Below are 18,203 nucleotides of genomic sequence, written 5' to 3'. Positions count from 1 at the left end.
TTTCTTTTTTAGGAAGAGTTACTCTGTTTTGTATAATTTTGTAATTAGATTCGTTATAATTATATAGTAGGGAACTTAGTAAAGGGGGGCATATTGTGAACATATTAAAGATTATAGGAATTGTTGCAGGAATTATTATAGTAGCCGCTATAGCTTTCTTTTTTATTATGAAGTACTATTTGTCAAAAGAAGATCCTAATTACGTATTACAGTACATAAAAGAGCATAAAGGTGATAAAACATGTTCATTACTAATTAGAAAAAATGGGGAAGTAGTAACATCTATAAATGAAGATGTAAAATTGCCATTAGCGAGTATGGCCAAAATTGTAATAGCAGTTGAATTTGCTAAGCAAGTGTCAGAAGGAAAAATAAGTCGGGATGAACAAATTTCATTGCAGGAGTTAGAAAAATATTACGTTAAAAACACTGATGGTGGAGCGCATCCTGACTGGTTAGAAGATGCCAAAGCGAGAGAGTTAGTGAAAAATGGACAGATCGCTTTAGAAGAAGTCGCTAAAGGGATGATTCATTATAGTTCTAATGCCAATACAACATATTTGTTAGATAAGCTTGGAATAGAAAGGGTAAATGAAAGTATAAAAGAATTAGAGCTTACTAGTCATGACAAATTCTCTTCGTATACTGCTTCACTATATATGAGAGGGTATGTAGAAAAAGAGCTTCATGAGCCAGAAAATCAATCATTAGAAATGATACGTAACATGTCAAAGGATGAGTATAATAAACATGTATTACAAATTCATGAATGGATGAAAGATGAAGAAGAATGGAAAAAACGGGATATTCCATTAAAGGTAGATATGGAATTTCAGCGAATTTGGTCAGATCGATTAGTGAGTGCAAACGCTAAAGATTATATGAGTATAATGGAAAAAATAAATAGTAGAAATTATTTTCCAAAATCAATGCAAGAAGAAATCGAGAACATTTTCAAAGGAACAGTTAAAAATAGTAAGTTCGAATATGCTGGTCAAAAAGGTGGTTCTACCGCATTCGTATTGACAAAAAGCTTGTATACTACAGATAAGAAAGGGAATAAAGTAGAAGTTGTCATTATGTTTAACGATATAGAAGATCAAGTTGCATATCAAAAGCTGAGAAATAATGTAGATTATTTTATTCGAGACATTATAACAAGTGAGGAATTCAAAAATAAATTATAATAGAATAATTTTATTATGTAAACAAGGTGTTATTAAAGATAGGTGTTGAGATGAGGTTGAATGAGTATATGCTTGAAACGTTTCCAAATTTAGAACTTAGACCACCTCTATTTTATAATGGGGATATTGGTATTCGCTTTAGATTAGGTGTGAACTATGCTTGCAATAACATTTATGAAAACTGCCCATATTTAGAAGGCGTTTATAATAGAGCGATTACTTTATTTCAGTCTTTACATGCAACAGAAGATGATATTTATATCGTAGTGGATGTAAATGACTATGCAGACGGTGAAATTTTCAAACACAAATTGAATATCTTTTCTAAGTATGTAAAAGAGAAGTCCGATTTGTTTAAGTTACAGAAAAATACAATCCCTTATATTTTTCCAGAAGACGATGAAGACGGGGTATATAAAACTCATAGATATACTTTGAAATGTAAAGTTTCAGACTTGAAATACATTCCTATGCTAAAAGCAATTTGTAATCAAGATATGGGAATAAAACCGCGTATTTTTCATAGGGTGTATTTCATAAATATTAACAAGAATACTATATTTCACGTTTATGATGATAGGGGTTGTGATGTATTAGCTACCTCTCTTAATACAATTAGAGATATTTATCATACATATAATGATTGGATATTAGAATACGACAGAAATAAAATTGATAAAGTATTTAATTGCATGTAGTCTATTTTAAATGAGGGAAATACCATAGAGGTGTTTCCCTTTTATTAATATGAAAATCAACATTCAAATTTGACAGCACTTATTATAAAGGTAAAGGGATTTGATGGTAATGTATTGAATTTGGATAGAAATAGAAAAGGGGGATGAATGAATGACGACAATATATTTTGGTCGCCATGCCCACTCTACATATACAAAAGAAGAACGGGAAAGGCCTTTATCTGAAAAAGGTTTGTTAGATACGCAGCATGTAACACGCTTATTAAAAGATAAACATATTGATGTTGTGATTTCTAGTCCGTACAAAAGGGCAATGCAAACTGTGCAAGGAATTGCGAATACATATAATTTATCAATACAACTGGAAGAAGATTTACGGGAAAGGCTATTAAGTAAAGAACCAGTACAGGATTTTAATGATGCTCTTCAGAAGGTATGGGAAGATTGGACTTTTGCATACGAAGGCGGAGAATCAAATGATGTAGCGCAAAGACGTGCTGTAATATGTATGCAAAGTATATTAAAAAAATATAAAGGTAAGAATATTGTAATAGGTACTCATGGGAATATTATGGTATTACTAATGAATTATTTTGATTCGAAATATGATTTTCAGTTTTGGAAAACCCTTCATATGCCTGACGTGTATAAATTAACTTTTGATAATAATTGTTTCAGTTCTGCTGAAAGAATACAGTCTACAGATTATCAGATAAATAATTTGTAAAAGTTTATCAAAAAAAGAGGAAAGGGAGAAGTTATTGTAGAAGTATGACTTTGTAACATAAAAAATATGTGTTAAAGGAGGCTGTTTACATGTTTGAGAAAGAGAAAGAAGGGCTTATTGAAGTTCAGAACGTATTTGAAATTGTACCAGCAGATGGAGCAATTATTGGTATGGCAACGGAAGAAGAAATGGAAATTGCTGCTGAACTAGAGCTGCAGTACTATGCCCATTCTCGTTTGTTAGAAGCAAATATTCAGTTAGACGGTTCCTCCTACAAAGAGTTACTTCAGGAGTTCCAGGAGTACGAAAGAAAATCAATGAGCTTTTGGCGAGCAATACATAAGCGTTTAGCTGTGCCATGGGCATGGGTATTACGTATTGACGTTGCGAATGGCCCTATATATGTAAGTAATGGGAATTCGTATTATGAAGAAATCGATGATGAAGAAGATTATGAATAGATAAGTAAGGAAGCAGCGTTAGTTGCTTCCTTTTTTTATTTGCAAGGAGTGAATTGCTTCAATAATAATATCTGGTCGAGTATTTTCAATTCCGTGACCAGCATGTTCGGCAAGTATATATTGGCTATTTATTGAGAGTTGTAATTGTTCATGAATCAGTTCTTGCCACATTGTTTCTAGTTGGGTTGCTTCCTCTTTTGGCATGCCATCCTCAGTCAACTGAGTAATAGAATATTGAGGGTCCCTACCAATAACGATTAAAGGTGTTTCTAATGTTTTATATAACTCTTTTATTAAGCGAGCACAATTTTTCCACGCACATAGTTCAGAAGCTGTCGCTTTATATAATAGAGGGGAGGTAGAAAATTCAATGTACTGTCTTGATTGATCAACGAGTATAGGTTTTAGTTCATTATTAAGCATGTCTATATCCATTTTGGAGTATGTATTATATTTTTGAAGCCACATATCATCCGAATCCGTTTGATCAGAAATTGGTAAATGCAGTTCATCTAATCGGTGTAAGTTCATAGAAGTAGAATCAACTAAAATAAGTGCTTGCAGCTTATCTTCATGTAACATCGCAAAATGTTGTGCACATAAGCCTCCATAGGAATGACCGATTAAAATGATAGGCTCGTGAATAGCAAGTTCATGTAGTAACATATGAAGTTCGTTTGTCGCTTGTCTTGTAGTACGCGAATAATTTCCTAGTTCACTTTTTCCGTAACCTGGGCGATGGTATGAAATGACTGTAAAATGTTGTGAAAGTTTTTCTATAATAGGGAGCCAATCATAAAATGAGCAACCCATTCCGGTCTGAATAACTACCGTTTGTTTACTACTTCCTTTTGTATATACTTCTATAGTTTGCTCCAATACCTCTACAAATTTATAAATAATAAACCCTCCTAACTAAGCTTGAAATAATTTTTGACAAGCAAAAACGATACACCAAACACCTATACCAAACAGGACAGATGTACTAAGTGAAAATGAGTTTTTTAGACCAATATAGACGATAAATAGTAGTAGTGCGGATGCAGGAAATCCATATAATACGCCTATAGCAAATTGACTTAATTCTTGTTTGTTCCCGCCTTCTAAAGAAATCCAAAATAGGCTTAGTAAACTTACAAGAGGAAGGGCAGCAATAAAGCCGCCTATCGTACTATAATGTTTAGCGACTTCAGTAATAACGCCAATAATAAGTGCAGAAACGATTACTTTAACGAGGAAATGCATATTTTGTCTCCTTCGCTAATAAAGAAAAGGCTTTTTCAATTAATTGTTGTTCTTCTTTTGATAACTGTGATTCTAATATTTTTATCTTTTCTTTATCTAGTAAAGTATGCTTTTCTAATATTTCAATGCCTTCTTTCGTTAAAGTAAGGTTTACGACCCTTTCATCTTGTTTATTTCTTTCTTTCATGATAAATCCTTTTTGAATAAGGCGCTTTACGTGTTCTGATGCTGTGTTATGAGAGAGACTAAGCTCAGTAGCGACTTTTCCAATTGTTATATCTTTCTCACGAGAAATGAGTTGTAAAATACGAATGGCTTGGTGAGAAAGGTTGTCCTCATACTCATATCGTAAGTGATAATAAATGCTCTCCCAATGTTGATTGATGTCTTTCATAATAATAAATCCCCCTATTTTTATATCGTATAGTAAGATATATTCGTGAACATAGAAATAAAATCCTTTTATTTGGATAAAAAATGTTGAAAAAGTTTATTTTTATTGAAATATAAGGTAATCTATGTGTAAAGGTATACATTTAGCAAGAGAGAGGATGATAGCTGTGAATACATTCAAATGGATGAGTCATGAACAGATGTATGTAGATGAAATACATGTTGAAAAATGTGGTCCTCTTTCAGTCGGCGTATATGGGGGAAATCAAGAGAGTGATGCATATGAACGAGGAGATGCGGTACTTGCTTGGTGGGATCCTGAATTACAATTTGAATTTGTTATGATTTTTGATACACACCACAAAACAAAAAATATTGATTATATAATAGAAGCAATTTCAGCAAGAAAAGAGAAACTAAAAGAGTTATTTTCTTACCCGATACATTTAGCTTTTCATCATACGCATATGTACTTATTAGCGTTATTTACAGATGAATTGTTTATTGAAAAATGTGATCAAGATGATGAGGAACTTGCATGCTTAATTTGTTTGCGAAAAGGCGAATTTTTATATTGGCTATCAGTTGGTGATTGCTTCGCATATTTATTCCATTCTGAAAAAACGAAGAATGGTAAAGGGCGGTTAAATAAACGGAAGAATTACGAATATATTGGTAGGAAAAATATTTTTGCTGCAAATACACCTTGCTTTACATCAGGTGTCAGAGGATTAGAAAAAGGAATGAATCACATTGTAATGGCAACGGACGGTATTTTAGAGTGTGATAAACGAAAATTTGATGATGATCAATCTTTAGTAGAAATATTGCACGACGGAAGTTGCTTACAGATTGAGCCAGTATTAACAAATGTACTGCAGTGGAAAGGTAGAGATTGTGCCACAATTATTGGATGGTCCATTGATACTGAAAATAAAAAATGCGCTAATTAATATAAAAGGAGTTCAAGGTTTTTATCCTTGAACTCCTTTTTGTTAAGCAATATGAATATGATACGTTTTCAACCATTCATTTACTTGTAGCATATATTCCATAGCACTTCTTGCTTCAAAATTGTTAATTTCTTTATTGCTTTCATCGGCAATGGCAAGTAATGTGGAATGATTAATAAGTGAGAAAATAGGATTGTTTTTATTACTGCACAAGTCGAGTGATAAATGACGGATTGTTTGTAAATAATGTGGATCTTGTGAAGTTGGATAAGCACTTTTTCTTCTATTGCGTACATCGTCAGGTAAAGCAGGTTGCAGTGCTCTACGTAAAATGCCTTTTTCAATATTATCAATGCTTTTTATATTGAAAGGAACGTTCCATAAATATTCAACTAATCTATAATCGCAAAACGGTACACGTACTTCAAAGCCTACAGCCATACTCATACGATCTTTACGATCAAGTAAGAACGGGAGAAATCTCGTTAAAAATAAATAAAACATTTGGCGTTGTTTCGCGGATTTTTTACTTTCCCCTTCAAGAGTAGGTACTTCAAGAATCGCTTCTTGGAAGCGTGTATCAATATAGTTTTCTAAGTTGCATTGGTTATTTACTTCATTTAGTAGAAGAGGGGAAGTGTTTTTCCAATTTGTTAGCCAAGGAAATTTATCGACAAATAGTAAATCCTCTTGATGAAACCAAGGGTACCCACCGAATACTTCATCAGCAGATTCGCCGGATAAAGCTACAGTTGCATCTTTTTTCATTTCGAAAAATAGTAAATATAGTGAAGTTTCCATTTCGCCAGCACTCGGTAAATCTTTTGCACGGAGAGGGACGAATAAGTGATTTGCTAATTCTTCAGCATTCACAATAATGTCATGATGAGATGTCCCTACATGTTCGGAAACACGTTTTACCCAAGGAGCGTCTAAACCAGTGCGAGCAAATGTCAGCTCGAAATCTTTTGCACTATTTACAAAGTCAACGGAATACGTATGAAGTGTTTTATTTTCCGCTGCAAACTCTTTACCCGCTAGTGCAGTAATACCGCTAGAATCTAATCCTCCTGATAACATACAAACGAGAGGAACATCGGCAATTAATTGTCTTTTTACTGTATCTTGTAAAATAGATAAAATATGTGATGATGTATCTTCAGTAGAGTCTGTATGAACTTTACTTTCTAAATTCCAATATTTCTTAACTACTTTTTTATCACGTGTAAACGTTATAGAATGTCCAGCACGTACTTCTTGAATATGTTTAAAGACGCCACATCCTGGAGTTCGAAATAATCCTAATCCAAATATTTCGTTTATGCCATCTGCATCAATTTCAGCAGGGACAGATGGATGGGCTAATAGCGCTTTTATTTCGGATCCGAAAATAATACTGTCATTTCTTTCTGTATAAAAGAGTGGCTTTACGCCTAAATGATCACGTGCTAAAAATAATTGTTGCTTTTGATCATCCCATATTGCAAAGGCAAAAATACCATTTAAATGTTGTACGCAATCTTCTTTCCATTCTAAATAAGCATGTAGTAATACTTCTGTATCTGAATGCGTTTCAAATGCATGACCACATTGTTGAAGTTGCTCTCTCAGTTCACGGAAATTATAAATTTCTCCATTATAAGTAAGAGCATACGTATAATCACCAGCACGAAATGTTTTTGGTTGTGTCCCGCCTTCTGGATCAATTACGATTAACCGACGGTGTGCAAAGGCCGCACGAGGTGAAAACCAAAATCCTTCAGCATCCGGACCGCGATGCTGGATACTATTTGCCATCTTTTCTAAAATAACATGTTCATTGGAAAGATCCTTATTCCAATTTACCCAGCCTGTAATTCCACACATACACATCTCATCTCCTAGTTTAAAATGTTGAAAAGTAGATTAATGAAATAAAGTGAAACTTTAATCAGTGGGGGGGGTTCCATCCCCCACTGATTATTAGTTGAACCAATCGGGCTTTTACGGACAGTTATCTCCCACCTAACTTCCTCGCATTCGCCCAATTTTGAGGTGGGATTTATTGCCCGTTAATGCGGAGTAAAATGTACACCAAGTTAAAGAATGACTATATAAATAGTGTACTACATGAATTAAATTGCAGACTTGAGAAAATTTTCTTGTAATACATAGTTATGTGAGACAATGGCGTAGGGAAAGTATTCCATAACATACAAAAAATAAAAAAGATGAGAGAAAATATTTTGTAAGACGTTATATAGGGTGTAAAAGCTTTTACAAAAAAATAAGGGGAATCGCTACATGAAATCAAATGAGAAAAATTTTATAAAAAGATTACAACGGCAAAAAGAAGATGCGCTAGAATTCGTTGTCGATACATATTTACCACTTATAAAAGGAATAACGCATAAAATCCTTCTTCCGGTTCAAAATGATGGATTAATAGAGGAATGTGTAAACGATATATTTCTTTCCATTTGGAATAACGCAAATAAATTTCATGGAGAGCCGAGTGACTTTAAAAAATGGATAGCGGCGATTGCGAAATTTAAAGCGATTGATTATTACCGGAAAGCGACTAGAAAAGTAGAAATTATTTCAGATGAGTTTCATATTAGTACGGAAAAGTCAGCGGAAGATGAATTAATCGTTATGGAAGATAGGGAAGAGTTATTGAAGCTTATTAATCAATTAGAACCGTTAGATCAAAAGGTGTTCATTATGAAATATCTTCTCGGTATGAAGACAGAAGAAATAGGAGATAAGTTAGGGTTAACTCGGGCAGCGATCGATAATCGTGTGTACCGTGGAAAAAAGAAACTACAACAAAATGCTACGAAAATTAGTTTTGGAGGTAGTGCAATATGAAAGACATTTATGAACTATTAAATGATATTGATATAGATGAAAAAGAAATTGAGGAAATTGAGGCTTCTGAAATTGAAAAAGAAAAAGTGAAACGTAATGTAAAACAATCGATACGTACGAAGAAAAAGATGAAAAGTTGGAAAAAAGGTGTTGCTGCTGCATCTATTTTAGTAGGGTTATCAGTTGCAACGCTTGGTATCGGGTTTCCTACATATGCCGGGGGATTGCCAATTGTAGGTGACATATTCCGATTTTTAGATAATGGTAGAACAGGGTTATATGAAAATTATAAAGCGGACGCAGAGAAGAAAACGGGGCTTCATAATAATTATCAACAATACGCCACAGTACTAAATATGACAAAAGAAAGCAATGGAATTAAGATAACGATTAATAATGCGATTTTCGATGGTAAGACAGTATCAATAAACTATTCTATAGAAAGTAACAGAGATTTAGGTAAAAATCCAAGTACGTTGGATTTTTTAACTATTAAAGGAGCAGGTGCCCAATCAGGAAGCAATGAAATTATTAAGGTCGCTGATAGGAAATATGAAGGTTTAATAAAAACAAGTAGTGATCTAGTTAGTAATAAAGGAACTACAGTGAATGTTGAATGGAGTATACAAAGTATAAACATTTTAGAAACAGAAGAAGAGATAAAAGGAGATTGGAATTTTAATATTAATCTAAAAGGAATAGAAAATAAAGAGAAATTGATTAGAGGTAGTGCAGAAAAAGACGGTGTAAAAGTTAATATGGAGAGAATGGAAATAACACCCATGTCGTTTATTCTATATTACAACCAAGAAGTAGCTCAAGAAATAAGAGGTGTATGGGATGGAGTGGATGTTGATTTAAAAGTGAGAGATGATATAGGTAATCAGTATTATGGAGAAGGAAATGGAGGCTCAGGTGAAGATCCTTATAATTTTAATTGGAGTGAAACATTCCAACAACTTAATGAGAATGCGACTAAGTTAATAATAACGCCTTACATTAATTTAAGAATTCACACTCCTGAAAATTATGGCTCGGTAACAATAGTTGGAGGAGAAGTAAAGGAGCGTTTTGTGCCTCGAAGATTGGGAGGCAATAAGGGTATTGCGTTAGATGATATTGTAATTGACTTAAAGAAATAAAAAAGAGACTGCCTAAAACCATTAGGCAGTCTTTTTTCGTTAAGAATTAGTTACGAGCAATGCATGCGGATGCTGCGTTTTATACTCATCTTTCCACGGAATGTTTAGTTGTTCCCACGATTCGCCGCTATCATTGGATTGAAACACGCCGTTGTTATTTAAAGTGTAAAATGTATGTGGTTCTGCTGGATTTGTCGCAAACATCGAAATGACTGTACCGATTGCAGATGGTAGACCTTGTTGTACTTGCTCGAAAGGAGTATCTTTCGTTTTACGATAAATATAAGATTCATAAGGAATATGTTGATGAGCGAGGTCAGCACTCGGTGCGGCAGAAACGAGAATTGTATCACAATCAGCCGGATCGATAGCCATGCTGTATAAATAATGGTGTTCAAGTCCTTCACTGCATGAGATCCAGCTGTTTCCACTGTTATAACTTTCAAGGTATGCGCGATCAGGTCCGCCCATAAAACCATCACCACATGATGCATAAAGGCGATTTGGAGCTTCAGGGTGCATAAGCAATTGATGCGCATCGATAGGAGCACCGAATTTTTTATCAATCCAAGTATGCCCTCTATCATTACTTTGAATAACAGCACCAGCTTCAATTGAAACATGGATTGTATTTGGATTGTTTGGATCAACTGTAATCCAGCGTACATGATGGGTAAAAGGTCTAGGCGGAAAAGCCCACGTATAAGAAGATAATAATGATTTCATATTTTTAAGTTCAGTCCACGTTTCACCACCATTTTCAGAACGGAATAAAGCGCTCGGTTCTGAGCCGACATAAACGACGCCATAGCCGTTAACTTGTTCATTAGGACTTATCGTAATAGAAGTTATCGAAGAGTGTAAAATACCATCTTCTTTAGGGAAATCAAAGTAACGATATGAATCTCCAATCGGTTTCCACGAATCACCGCCATCGTCACTTAGCCATAAACCTCGTCCAAATGTGCCGCAATATACACGATTCTTTTGGAATGGATCAACTGCGATACAGGTAGGTTGCATATTTTGTAAGTGATACGTTGTTTCATAGTTACCATATTGTTCTTTCACTACAACTAGTTCACGTTCCATACAGAGAAATAAACGTTTCATTTTAGTAACCTCCTTAAAAATTCTTTCATTAGTAAACAATATGAAGCTGAAAAAGAAGTAGTCTTATTTTTTGTTGAGAAAAAGGACTTATTTAAAAAGAAGCGAAGTGTGTATACAGAGGAAGCGGGCGTTTACGGGCAGTTAATACGGGATAAAGACGGGGAGTTTGTTTCATACTAATGTACAGATATTGCACTTAAAGGAGTATTGGTATGGGGCATTCACATGATCACGGTCATTCTAACAATAAAAAGGCGTTACTAATTGCTTTCGTATTAACGACAAGTTTTATGATTGCTGAGGTGATTGGGGGATTTGTAACAAATAGTTTAGCACTACTATCTGATGCGGGGCATATGTTAAGTGATGCAGTATCCTTAGCATTAAGTTTACTTGCGTTCAAGCTCGGAGAAAAAACAGCAACAGCTGCGAAAACATACGGGTATAAGCGAGTCGAAATGTTAGCGGCATTATGTAACGGTGTCGTTCTTATTGTCATTTCAGTATACATTTTTATTGAAGCAATTCGCCGTTTTAAAGAACCAGTTGAGATTGCTAGTAATGGGATGCTCATTATTGCTGTACTTGGTCTGCTTATTAATATTTTATCAGCTTGGATATTAATGAGAGGCGGAGATGTGAAGGGTAACTTGAATTTAAGAAGTGCTTTCCTACACGTATTAGGCGATCTATTAGGATCAGTCGGAGCGATTATTGCAGCGCTATGTATTAAATTTTTCGGATGGACTGTTGCTGATGCGATTGCTAGTATTCTTGTGTCTATTTTAGTCATTATTAGTGGATGGCGTGTAACACGTGATACCGTCCATATATTAATGGAAGGTGCACCCCAGCACATAAATGTTGAAGAGGTAAAAAGTACATTATTAAATATTACGGTTGTAAAAGAAGTTCATGATTTGCACATATGGTCTGTCACATCTGATTTTCAAGTATTAACTTGCCATTTGATTATTAAAGGTGATGAAACGCAAAATGTATTAAAAGAGGCTACGGATGTATTAAAGGAGAAGTTTCATGTAGAACATGTCACTATTCAAGTAGAAATAGATGGTGAATTTAATCATATTGAGACAACTTGCAAAGTATGAAAGAAAAAGGATAAGAAAATGTGTCATAACATTTTTCGCACGGCATACATATATATAATGTGGCCACAAATACTTTGTAAGGTAAATATTTCATGAAATTACTTTACTTATAAAGAGTCATCTTTTATAATCAAAAATGATAATTGATAAAGATTATCATTTTCAATGATTGTAGAAAGGAGTTTTTTAAAAGATGAGTAGTCAACTCCGTTTTGCTGTTGAAAATCGTAAGAGGCATTTAATTGATGAGTTAATTGGAGCAGGTGTGTTTAAAATTCGCGACCGACAATTATACGAGCTGTCTTTAGAGGAATTGGAAAAAGAGTACGAAGATATGGAAGAATATGCAGATATTCAGGCATAACTATATAGATTAGTAAAAGGTGAGCTGGTTACGATTTTGTGTAACCAGCTCTATTATTATTTCGTAGAAATTATTTTTGATATTTCTTTCATTGGACGGAGCCAGTTTTGAGACATCAGTTGTTCCATTTGTTTTTCGTCCTGCTTTTGCAATGCTTGAATGATAGAGTGATGTTCTTCAATAGATTGACTTGCTGGAACAAAGTTTTGGAAAAACAAATATTCAAGGCGTAAAACGTGAAGTTGCATATTTTCTAGAAAGGGTTCAATATATTGGTTTTTAGCAATAGAAGAAATTGTATTGTGAAATTGTATATCTAGTTTTAAAGCTTGTTTTGCGTTTTTCTTCTCTATAGAGCGCTGAAAATCAGCGTTTATTTCAGAAAGTAGTTTCAGATCAGCGTCTGTAATGTTTTGAAGTGCTTGCTTTCCTATAATAGAGTGAAGACCAGCCATCGTTTCATAAATGATAGGAATGTCGTCTAACTTAATAGGAGCAATTTTTGTTTTTTGCCCAGGTACCATTTCCACTAATCCAGAAAGCTCTAATATTTGAAGTGCTTCTCTTACAGGTGTTCTGCTTACTCCTAGTGCTTCAGCCAATTCCCCATCATTAATTTTTTCATCAGGCTGCAGTACACCTTCAATAATCCAATCTTGTAGTTGATTTAAAACGAGTGATTTTGCCGAAACTCTTCCTTGTTTTTTATAATTTTGAGGGATAGGCATAGTGAATTCAATCCTTTCATTGTATATTTTCTTTTTTCTCATGAACAAACTTTAATTCCTGTTTCCCTTCATCCGGTTTTTGGCTTAAGATGAGCACCATTACAATGACACAAAAAGCCCCTAATAACTGAAAAGATTGAAAGGGTACGTGTAATATAAGTACAGAAGAAATAATAGCTGCGAGTGGTTCAGTACAACCGAATAATGTCGTTTCTTTCGGAGTCAGGTATCGTATGCTGTCTAAGTATAAATAAAATGCAATCAGTGTTCCGAAAATGACGACAAATGTGATGAGCGGTAGGGTACTTAGTTTTACATATTTCATAGTCGATAATAAAATGAATTCGTTTGTAGAAATAAAGTGTAGAATCGTAACGCCAATACCCCCAATAATCATGCCCCATCCAACGATGACAGAGGAAGACCATCTTTCTAGTAATCCCTTTGAATATAAACTATAAAAAGCAAGAGATAATCCAGATAAAATACCCCAAATAATAGCCGGTGTAGAAACAGCCAAGTTATGAACAGACCCATTTGTTAGTAAGAGAAAAGTGCCTACTAATGAAAGGGTAATGGAAATGAAATCAATTTTTGATGGCCGAACGTTCCACTTGAAAAGTAAGTATACAGTAATAAATATAGGAGCTAAATATTGTAATAATGTTGCGACGGCAGCATTCCCTTCTTTAATAGAAGCGAAGTACGTGTACTGTACAGCAAGCATACCGAATAGGCCAAACAATATCATTTTAGTAGCATCAGATCTTTGTTTCCATATGCAGAATATTTCTTTTTTTCTCTTTCCGAATGATGAAATAAGGAGCAAGATAACGCCAGATATAAGCAATCGAATTGTAACTAACCATTCAGTAGAAACATTTTCATATTGAAAAAGTTGTTGTGCAGCTGTTCCGGACAATCCCCATAAACAAGCACCAATTACAACCATTATGATTCCTTTTAAACGATTTGGATCCATATAGTTTTCATTCTCCTTTTCTACAAATTCGTTTCGGATACAATATGCAATATATCACGAAATGAATAAAAAATAAACTGAAATTTCTGTGTTAGAAGGTAGGAATTTTAGTAGTTCCAGTTATGTTTACGATACAAGTGAGGAGGTGAAATAAAGCGAGATAAAATTATAAAAATAAATCATAATCAAGAGGATAAAAAAATAAAGATAAGAGTAATTTGGTTTGTTAAAAATATGTGTAGAAGGAGAAATGTGATGAGCTGGGTTACTCATAAACCAACATTTGAATTTGATCAATACAATCCATATATTCGTATGAATTCTGCTTGGGTGGGACATTTAAACTTCGCTTATGATTTAGTAAGATTTGAAAAGCCAGAAATATTAGTTGAGTTAGGTACACATTTAGGAGCTTCTTTTTTCAGTTTTTGCCAAGGGGTAAAAGATGAAGGATTATCTACAAAATGCTTTGCTGTAGATACTTGGGCAGGAGATGAGCACACAGGTCCATATGGAGAAGGTGTTTTTCAAATAGTGAGTAAATTCGTGAGCACGAGTTATCCTCAAATAGGGAATTTAATTCGGTCTACTTTTGATGAGGCCGTGGATCAGTTTCAAGATGGAACGATAAATTTGTTGCATATTGATGGCTATCATACGTATGAAGCAGTTTCTCATGACTATAAAACATGGCTACCGAAACTTGCGAATAACGGTATTGTGTTATTTCATGATATTGAGGTGAAAGATCGAAACTTCGGTGTGTATAAATTTTGGGATGAGGTCAAGGCGAAGTACCCTCATTTTCAGTTTGAGCATTCCTATGGGCTCGGAGTGTTATTTCCGAAAGGCTGTAGCAATCAGTTTGTGGAAATACTTAAAAATAAAGAAGAAATACAAAATATGTATAAATAAAAGTAGAGCATGCATCATTTTAATGATGTGTGCTTTTTTGTGGAGAAAAATGGTATTCCTTAAAAGGGGAGGATAATAGTAAAAAGTTTTGTTGTGGCAAATATTAAAAAAGTTATTTTTGGATTGTTCTATATAAAAATGTAACATTTTTTATATTTTCCATTGCGAAAAGTAACATCTACTTTTACAATAGAAAAGGTGTTATATTATACTGGAAAAATAAATCGAAATAATATGAAAATTTTGTTTTGTCTTCGCTAATTGTATATTACATACATGTAAGACGACATACGTCATGTTATCGACTTGTAAGGAGAGAAAAAAATGAAAAGTGTAAGATTACCATCGATGCTAGAAATCATAGTTCTTTTATTACTATTTCTTGCTGTTGTCTTTTCCTTCCAAACGATTTTTGATCTCCCAATTCAATTAGCGCTATTTATTTCATGGTTTTTAGTAATTGCGCTTGGATTAAGATTAGGATTTCGTTATCAAGAATTGCAAGATGCAATTACGAAAGGGATTTCTAACGGATTAGAAGCAATACTGATTTTAGTTGCGGTAGGTGCTTTAATTGGAACTTGGATTGCTGGTGGCGTAGTACCAACATTAATCTATTATGGATTAGAGTTTATTCACCCTAGCATATTCCTATTAGCAACATTAATTATTTGTTCAATTACTTCTATCGCAACAGGAACATCATGGGGAACAGTAGGAACAGCAGGTATTGCTATGATGGCGATTGGTGAAGGACTTGGCTTACCACTTCCGCTTGTTGCTGGTGCAGTTCTTTCAGGAGCTTATTTCGGCGATAAATTATCACCACTTTCTGATAGTACAGTTCTTGCAGCGTCTATGGCAAAAGTAGACGTTATTGCTCACGTTCGAGCTATGCTCGTATTAGATGTTCCGGCTTATATTATTACTAGCATTATGTTTACTGTAGCTGGTTGGATGTATGGCGGCGATAATGTAGATTTGAATCGAGTAGAGTTTTTAAAAGAAGCTTTATTAAAGGAATTTGATATTAAAATATGGATGCTTGTTCCGGCGGTCGTTGTTATCGCTCTATTAGCGATGAAGAAACCGTCTATGCCAACAATTGCAATGGGAGCTTTAATTGGTGCAATTTGGGCAACTCTTTTCCAAGGAATGAACTTTGGAGAGGCGATTGGAACAGCGTATAATGGATTCTCAATTCAATCTGGTGTTGAATTTGTTGACAAGTTATTAAACCGTGGTGGAATTAACGGTATGCTTGGCTCAGTAGCCGTTATTATTTTCGGTTTAGGATTTGGTGGATTACTTGAAAAACTAGGAGTTTTAAAAGTAATCGTATCTAAATTTGAGAAGAAATTAAATTCTGCAGGTAATGTAACATTGTCTACATTAATCGTAGCATTCTTAGCGAATATATTTGGTTGTGCGATGTACGTATCACTAATTTTAACACCGAAAATTATGGAAGATAGCTATGATAAATTAAAAATAGACCGACGTGTATTAGCGCGTAACTCAGAAGTAGGTGGAACGTTAACTTCTGGTATGGTTCCGTGGTCGGATAATGGTATTTTTATGGCTGGTATTTTAGGTGTAGCAACGTTCTCATACGTTCCGTTTATGTGGTTAAGCTTTGTTTCATTAATTTTAGCAGTTATTTACGGATACACAGGCAAGTTCATTTGGTATGTAGATGACGTTGAAAAAGGAAAGCAAGCATCATAAAAAAATACCTTCTGCGATGGCAGGAGGTATTTTTTTTATATATACGAGTGAGAATTCTTATCATTTGGGTGAGATTCTGTTAAAATGAGAAATGTAGGTATTTTATTTTCAAGGGGATGAAAAAATGGAGTACAGAATTGAAAGAGATACAATAGGAGAAATAAAAGTTCCAGCTGATAAATTATGGGCAGCACAAACGCAACGTAGTAAAGAAAACTTCCCAATTGGAACAGAGCAAATGCCGCTTGAAATTGTAAAAGCATTTGCCATTTTAAAGAAAAGTGCAGCACTTAGTAATCAAAAATTAGGAAAGCTATCAGAAGAAAAAGCAGAAGCAATTGTGGCAGCAGCTGACGAAGTGATTGCAGGGAAATGGAATGAACATTTTCCACTTGTCGTATGGCAAACTGGTAGCGGTACACAGTCAAACATGAATGTGAATGAAGTAATTGCAAATCGAGGGAATCAAATTTTGAAAGAGAAGGAATCTGACGTACATATTCATCCGAATGATGATGTGAACATGTCTCAAAGTTCAAATGATACATTCCCAACGGCGCTTCATGTAGCATGTGTAATTGCAGTGGAAAATCACGTATTACCAGCAATTACGAAATTAAAAGAAACGCTAGCAGAAAAAGTAACTGCATTTGAACATATTATAAAAATTGGTCGTACACACTTACAAGATGCAACACCGTTAACATTAGGGCAAGAAATTAGCGGATGGCACCGTATGCTTGAAAAAACAGAGCGTATGATTGCAGAGAGCAATACATATATGAAAGAGCTTGCAATTGGTGGTACTGCAGTTGGAACAGGTATTAATGCTCATCCTAAGTTTGGGGAGATGGTGTCAGAGGAAATTAGCCAATTTACAGGTAAGCAATTTATTACTGCACCAAATAAGTTCCACGCATTAACAAGTCATGATGAAGTTGTATATACGCATGGTGCATTAAAAGCATTAGCAGCTGATTTAATGAAAATCGCTAACGATGTGCGCTGGCTTGCAAGTGGTCCGCGTAGTGGTCTAGGAGAAATTATTATTCCGGCAAATGAGCCAGGAAGTTCTATTATGCCAGGTAAAGTAAATCCAACGCAAAGTGAAGCGTTAACGATGGTTGTAGCGCAAGTAATGGGAAATGACGCAACAATCGGATTTGCAGCGAGCCAAGGTAATTTTGAATTAAATGTATTTAAACCTGTTATTGCATATAACTTCTTACAATCTGCTCATCTATTAGCGGATGCAATTGTTTCATTTAATGATAATTGTGCAGTTGGTATTGAAGCAGATGAAGAAGTAATTAAAGAGAATGTGAATCGTTCATTAATGCTTGTTACAGCATTAAACCCGCATATCGGATATGAAAATGCAGCGAAAATTGCGAAGCATGCTCATAAAGAAGGGTTAACGTTAAAAGAAGCAGCACTGCAATCTGGACTACTAACAGAAGAACAATTTAATGAAATTGTCGATCCGAAAAAAATGATTGCTCCGAAAGAGTAATAAAAAAGCCAAGATTCTGAACTGCACCCCAATTGTTAGACACAGTCTAACAATTGGAGGTGCAGTTTTTTGTATGACAAAATTTACGAAGG

General features: G+C 34.5%; 19 protein-coding genes. 12 read left to right on the top strand and 7 right to left on the bottom strand.

What is annotated here, in order from left to right; translation table 11 throughout:
* Nucleotides 1-95 precede the first annotated feature (95 nt).
* The 4 genes from JDS99_RS25745 (at nucleotide 96) to JDS99_RS25730 (ending at nucleotide 3,073) form a co-directional block, all read left to right on the top strand.
* Nucleotides 96-1,187, top strand: coding sequence for a serine hydrolase (locus JDS99_RS25745; RefSeq protein ID WP_088062932.1), 1,092 nt, complete (start codon nucleotides 96-98; stop codon nucleotides 1,185-1,187).
* Between the two features lie 50 nt (nucleotides 1,188-1,237).
* Nucleotides 1,238-1,885 carry a DUF3885 domain-containing protein gene (locus tag JDS99_RS25740; RefSeq protein WP_199695958.1) on the top strand — a complete coding sequence of 216 codons (648 nt, stop codon included), beginning with the start codon at nucleotides 1,238-1,240 and terminating at the stop codon, nucleotides 1,883-1,885.
* A gap of 151 nt (nucleotides 1,886-2,036) precedes the next feature.
* The gene (locus JDS99_RS25735) at nucleotides 2,037-2,612 is read left to right on the top strand and encodes a histidine phosphatase family protein (RefSeq protein ID WP_199695957.1); all 576 of its coding nucleotides are present in this window, start codon (nucleotides 2,037-2,039) and stop codon (nucleotides 2,610-2,612) included.
* Between the two features lie 89 nt (nucleotides 2,613-2,701).
* The gene (locus JDS99_RS25730; protein ID WP_046959012.1) at nucleotides 2,702-3,073 is read left to right on the top strand and encodes a hypothetical protein; all 372 of its coding nucleotides are present in this window, start codon (nucleotides 2,702-2,704) and stop codon (nucleotides 3,071-3,073) included.
* Nucleotides 3,074-3,091: 18 nt separating this feature from the next.
* Here JDS99_RS25730 and JDS99_RS25725 read toward each other — a convergent pair whose 3' ends face one another.
* From JDS99_RS25725 to JDS99_RS25715, 3 genes are read right to left on the bottom strand one after another with little or no spacing between them, the layout of a single operon-like run.
* Nucleotides 3,092-3,952 carry an alpha/beta hydrolase gene (locus tag JDS99_RS25725; RefSeq protein WP_199695956.1) on the bottom strand — a complete coding sequence of 287 codons (861 nt, stop codon included), beginning with the start codon at nucleotides 3,950-3,952 and terminating at the stop codon, nucleotides 3,092-3,094.
* Nucleotides 3,953-3,988: 36 nt separating this feature from the next.
* On the bottom strand, nucleotides 3,989-4,318 hold the full coding sequence (locus tag JDS99_RS25720; protein ID WP_000545644.1) for a DUF3147 family protein: 330 nt from the start codon (nucleotides 4,316-4,318) through the stop codon (nucleotides 3,989-3,991).
* A complete protein-coding gene (locus JDS99_RS25715; RefSeq protein ID WP_199695955.1) occupies nucleotides 4,302-4,712 on the bottom strand; it encodes a MarR family winged helix-turn-helix transcriptional regulator in 411 nt (136 codons plus the stop codon). Before JDS99_RS25715 ends, JDS99_RS25720 begins: the two co-directional genes overlap by 17 nt.
* 124 nt (nucleotides 4,713-4,836) lie before the next feature.
* Here JDS99_RS25715 and JDS99_RS25710 point away from each other — a divergent pair, with 124 nt between their 5' ends.
* Nucleotides 4,837-5,664, top strand: coding sequence for a PP2C family serine/threonine-protein phosphatase (locus JDS99_RS25710; RefSeq protein WP_088062938.1), 828 nt, complete (start codon nucleotides 4,837-4,839; stop codon nucleotides 5,662-5,664).
* Nucleotides 5,665-5,706: 42 nt separating this feature from the next.
* Here the strand turns inward: JDS99_RS25710 and asnB are convergent, their stop codons facing one another.
* Nucleotides 5,707-7,530 (bottom strand): asparagine synthase (glutamine-hydrolyzing), encoded by a 1,824-nt coding sequence (asnB, locus tag JDS99_RS25705; RefSeq protein ID WP_199695954.1) that lies wholly within the window; start codon nucleotides 7,528-7,530, stop codon nucleotides 5,707-5,709.
* A 417-nt stretch (nucleotides 7,531-7,947) separates the two neighbouring features.
* Here asnB and JDS99_RS25700 point away from each other — a divergent pair, with 417 nt between their 5' ends.
* Both JDS99_RS25700 and JDS99_RS25695 read left to right on the top strand, forming a co-directional pair.
* Nucleotides 7,948-8,514, top strand: a complete 567-nt coding sequence (locus tag JDS99_RS25700) for a sigma-70 family RNA polymerase sigma factor (protein ID WP_088062940.1) — start codon at nucleotides 7,948-7,950, stop codon at nucleotides 8,512-8,514.
* A complete protein-coding gene (locus JDS99_RS25695) occupies nucleotides 8,511-9,656 on the top strand; it encodes a DUF4179 domain-containing protein (protein WP_088062941.1) in 1,146 nt (381 codons plus the stop codon). The genes JDS99_RS25700 and JDS99_RS25695 overlap by 4 nt, the downstream gene beginning before the upstream one ends.
* 39 nt (nucleotides 9,657-9,695) lie before the next feature.
* On the opposite strand, the gene JDS99_RS25690 is transcribed toward JDS99_RS25695, so the two are convergent.
* Nucleotides 9,696-10,769, bottom strand: coding sequence for a WD40/YVTN/BNR-like repeat-containing protein (locus JDS99_RS25690; protein ID WP_199695953.1), 1,074 nt, complete (start codon nucleotides 10,767-10,769; stop codon nucleotides 9,696-9,698).
* 212 nt (nucleotides 10,770-10,981) lie between these two features.
* Here JDS99_RS25690 and JDS99_RS25685 point away from each other — a divergent pair, with 212 nt between their 5' ends.
* Entirely contained in the window at nucleotides 10,982-11,881 is a 900-nt protein-coding gene (locus JDS99_RS25685) for a cation diffusion facilitator family transporter (protein ID WP_088062943.1), read from the top strand.
* 193 nt (nucleotides 11,882-12,074) lie between these two features.
* The gene (gene fbpA, locus JDS99_RS25680; RefSeq protein WP_000098304.1) at nucleotides 12,075-12,245 is read left to right on the top strand and encodes a Fur-regulated basic protein FbpA; all 171 of its coding nucleotides are present in this window, start codon (nucleotides 12,075-12,077) and stop codon (nucleotides 12,243-12,245) included.
* A 56-nt stretch (nucleotides 12,246-12,301) separates the two neighbouring features.
* Here fbpA and JDS99_RS25675 read toward each other — a convergent pair whose 3' ends face one another.
* Entirely contained in the window at nucleotides 12,302-12,973 is a 672-nt protein-coding gene (locus tag JDS99_RS25675) for a GntR family transcriptional regulator (RefSeq protein WP_199695952.1), read from the bottom strand.
* 16 nt (nucleotides 12,974-12,989) lie between these two features.
* Complete coding sequence (locus JDS99_RS25670; protein ID WP_199695951.1) at nucleotides 12,990-13,955, bottom strand: DMT family transporter; 966 nt, start codon at nucleotides 13,953-13,955, stop codon at nucleotides 12,990-12,992.
* Between the two features lie 255 nt (nucleotides 13,956-14,210).
* Between JDS99_RS25670 and JDS99_RS25665 the strand changes: the two genes are divergently transcribed.
* From JDS99_RS25665 to fumC, 3 genes are all read left to right on the top strand, one after another.
* Entirely contained in the window at nucleotides 14,211-14,870 is a 660-nt protein-coding gene (locus tag JDS99_RS25665; protein WP_088062945.1) for a class I SAM-dependent methyltransferase, read from the top strand.
* A gap of 324 nt (nucleotides 14,871-15,194) precedes the next feature.
* Nucleotides 15,195-16,598 (top strand): Na+/H+ antiporter NhaC, encoded by a 1,404-nt coding sequence (gene nhaC, locus JDS99_RS25660; RefSeq protein WP_087980097.1) that lies wholly within the window; start codon nucleotides 15,195-15,197, stop codon nucleotides 16,596-16,598.
* Between the two features lie 124 nt (nucleotides 16,599-16,722).
* Complete coding sequence (gene fumC, locus JDS99_RS25655; protein WP_060489807.1) at nucleotides 16,723-18,111, top strand: class II fumarate hydratase; 1,389 nt, start codon at nucleotides 16,723-16,725, stop codon at nucleotides 18,109-18,111.
* Nucleotides 18,112-18,203: the final 92 nt, after the last annotated feature.

Source organism: Bacillus cereus group sp. N6 (assembly GCF_016483705.1).
In the GTDB taxonomy this organism is placed as follows: Bacteria; Bacillota; Bacilli; order Bacillales; family Bacillaceae_G; genus Bacillus_A; species Bacillus_A wiedmannii.
The sequence above is the reverse complement of the archived record's forward strand: the minus strand, read 5'-3'. Positions and strand labels throughout refer to the sequence as shown.

Coding starts and splice junctions, on each gene's coding strand:
- JDS99_RS25740 (WP_199695958.1), top strand. CDS start 1,238: ATGAGGTTGAATGAGTATATGCTTGAAACGTTTCCAAATTTAGAACTT.
- JDS99_RS25735 (WP_199695957.1), top strand. CDS start 2,037: ATGACGACAATATATTTTGGTCGCCATGCCCACTCTACATATACAAAA.
- JDS99_RS25730 (WP_046959012.1), top strand. CDS start 2,702: ATGTTTGAGAAAGAGAAAGAAGGGCTTATTGAAGTTCAGAACGTATTT.
- JDS99_RS25720 (WP_000545644.1), bottom strand. CDS start 4,318: ATGCATTTCCTCGTTAAAGTAATCGTTTCTGCACTTATTATTGGCGTT.
- JDS99_RS25715 (WP_199695955.1), bottom strand. CDS start 4,712: ATGAAAGACATCAATCAACATTGGGAGAGCATTTATTATCACTTACGA.
- JDS99_RS25710 (WP_088062938.1), top strand. CDS start 4,837: ATGTGTAAAGGTATACATTTAGCAAGAGAGAGGATGATAGCTGTGAAT.
- asnB (WP_199695954.1), bottom strand. CDS start 7,530: ATGTGTGGAATTACAGGCTGGGTAAATTGGAATAAGGATCTTTCCAAT.
- JDS99_RS25700 (WP_088062940.1), top strand. CDS start 7,948: ATGAAATCAAATGAGAAAAATTTTATAAAAAGATTACAACGGCAAAAA.
- JDS99_RS25695 (WP_088062941.1), top strand. CDS start 8,511: ATGAAAGACATTTATGAACTATTAAATGATATTGATATAGATGAAAAA.
- JDS99_RS25690 (WP_199695953.1), bottom strand. CDS start 10,769: ATGAAACGTTTATTTCTCTGTATGGAACGTGAACTAGTTGTAGTGAAA.
- JDS99_RS25685 (WP_088062943.1), top strand. CDS start 10,982: ATGGGGCATTCACATGATCACGGTCATTCTAACAATAAAAAGGCGTTA.
- fbpA (WP_000098304.1), top strand. CDS start 12,075: ATGAGTAGTCAACTCCGTTTTGCTGTTGAAAATCGTAAGAGGCATTTA.
- JDS99_RS25675 (WP_199695952.1), bottom strand. CDS start 12,973: ATGCCTATCCCTCAAAATTATAAAAAACAAGGAAGAGTTTCGGCAAAA.
- JDS99_RS25670 (WP_199695951.1), bottom strand. CDS start 13,955: ATGGATCCAAATCGTTTAAAAGGAATCATAATGGTTGTAATTGGTGCT.
- JDS99_RS25665 (WP_088062945.1), top strand. CDS start 14,211: ATGAGCTGGGTTACTCATAAACCAACATTTGAATTTGATCAATACAAT.
- nhaC (WP_087980097.1), top strand. CDS start 15,195: ATGAAAAGTGTAAGATTACCATCGATGCTAGAAATCATAGTTCTTTTA.
- fumC (WP_060489807.1), top strand. CDS start 16,723: ATGGAGTACAGAATTGAAAGAGATACAATAGGAGAAATAAAAGTTCCA.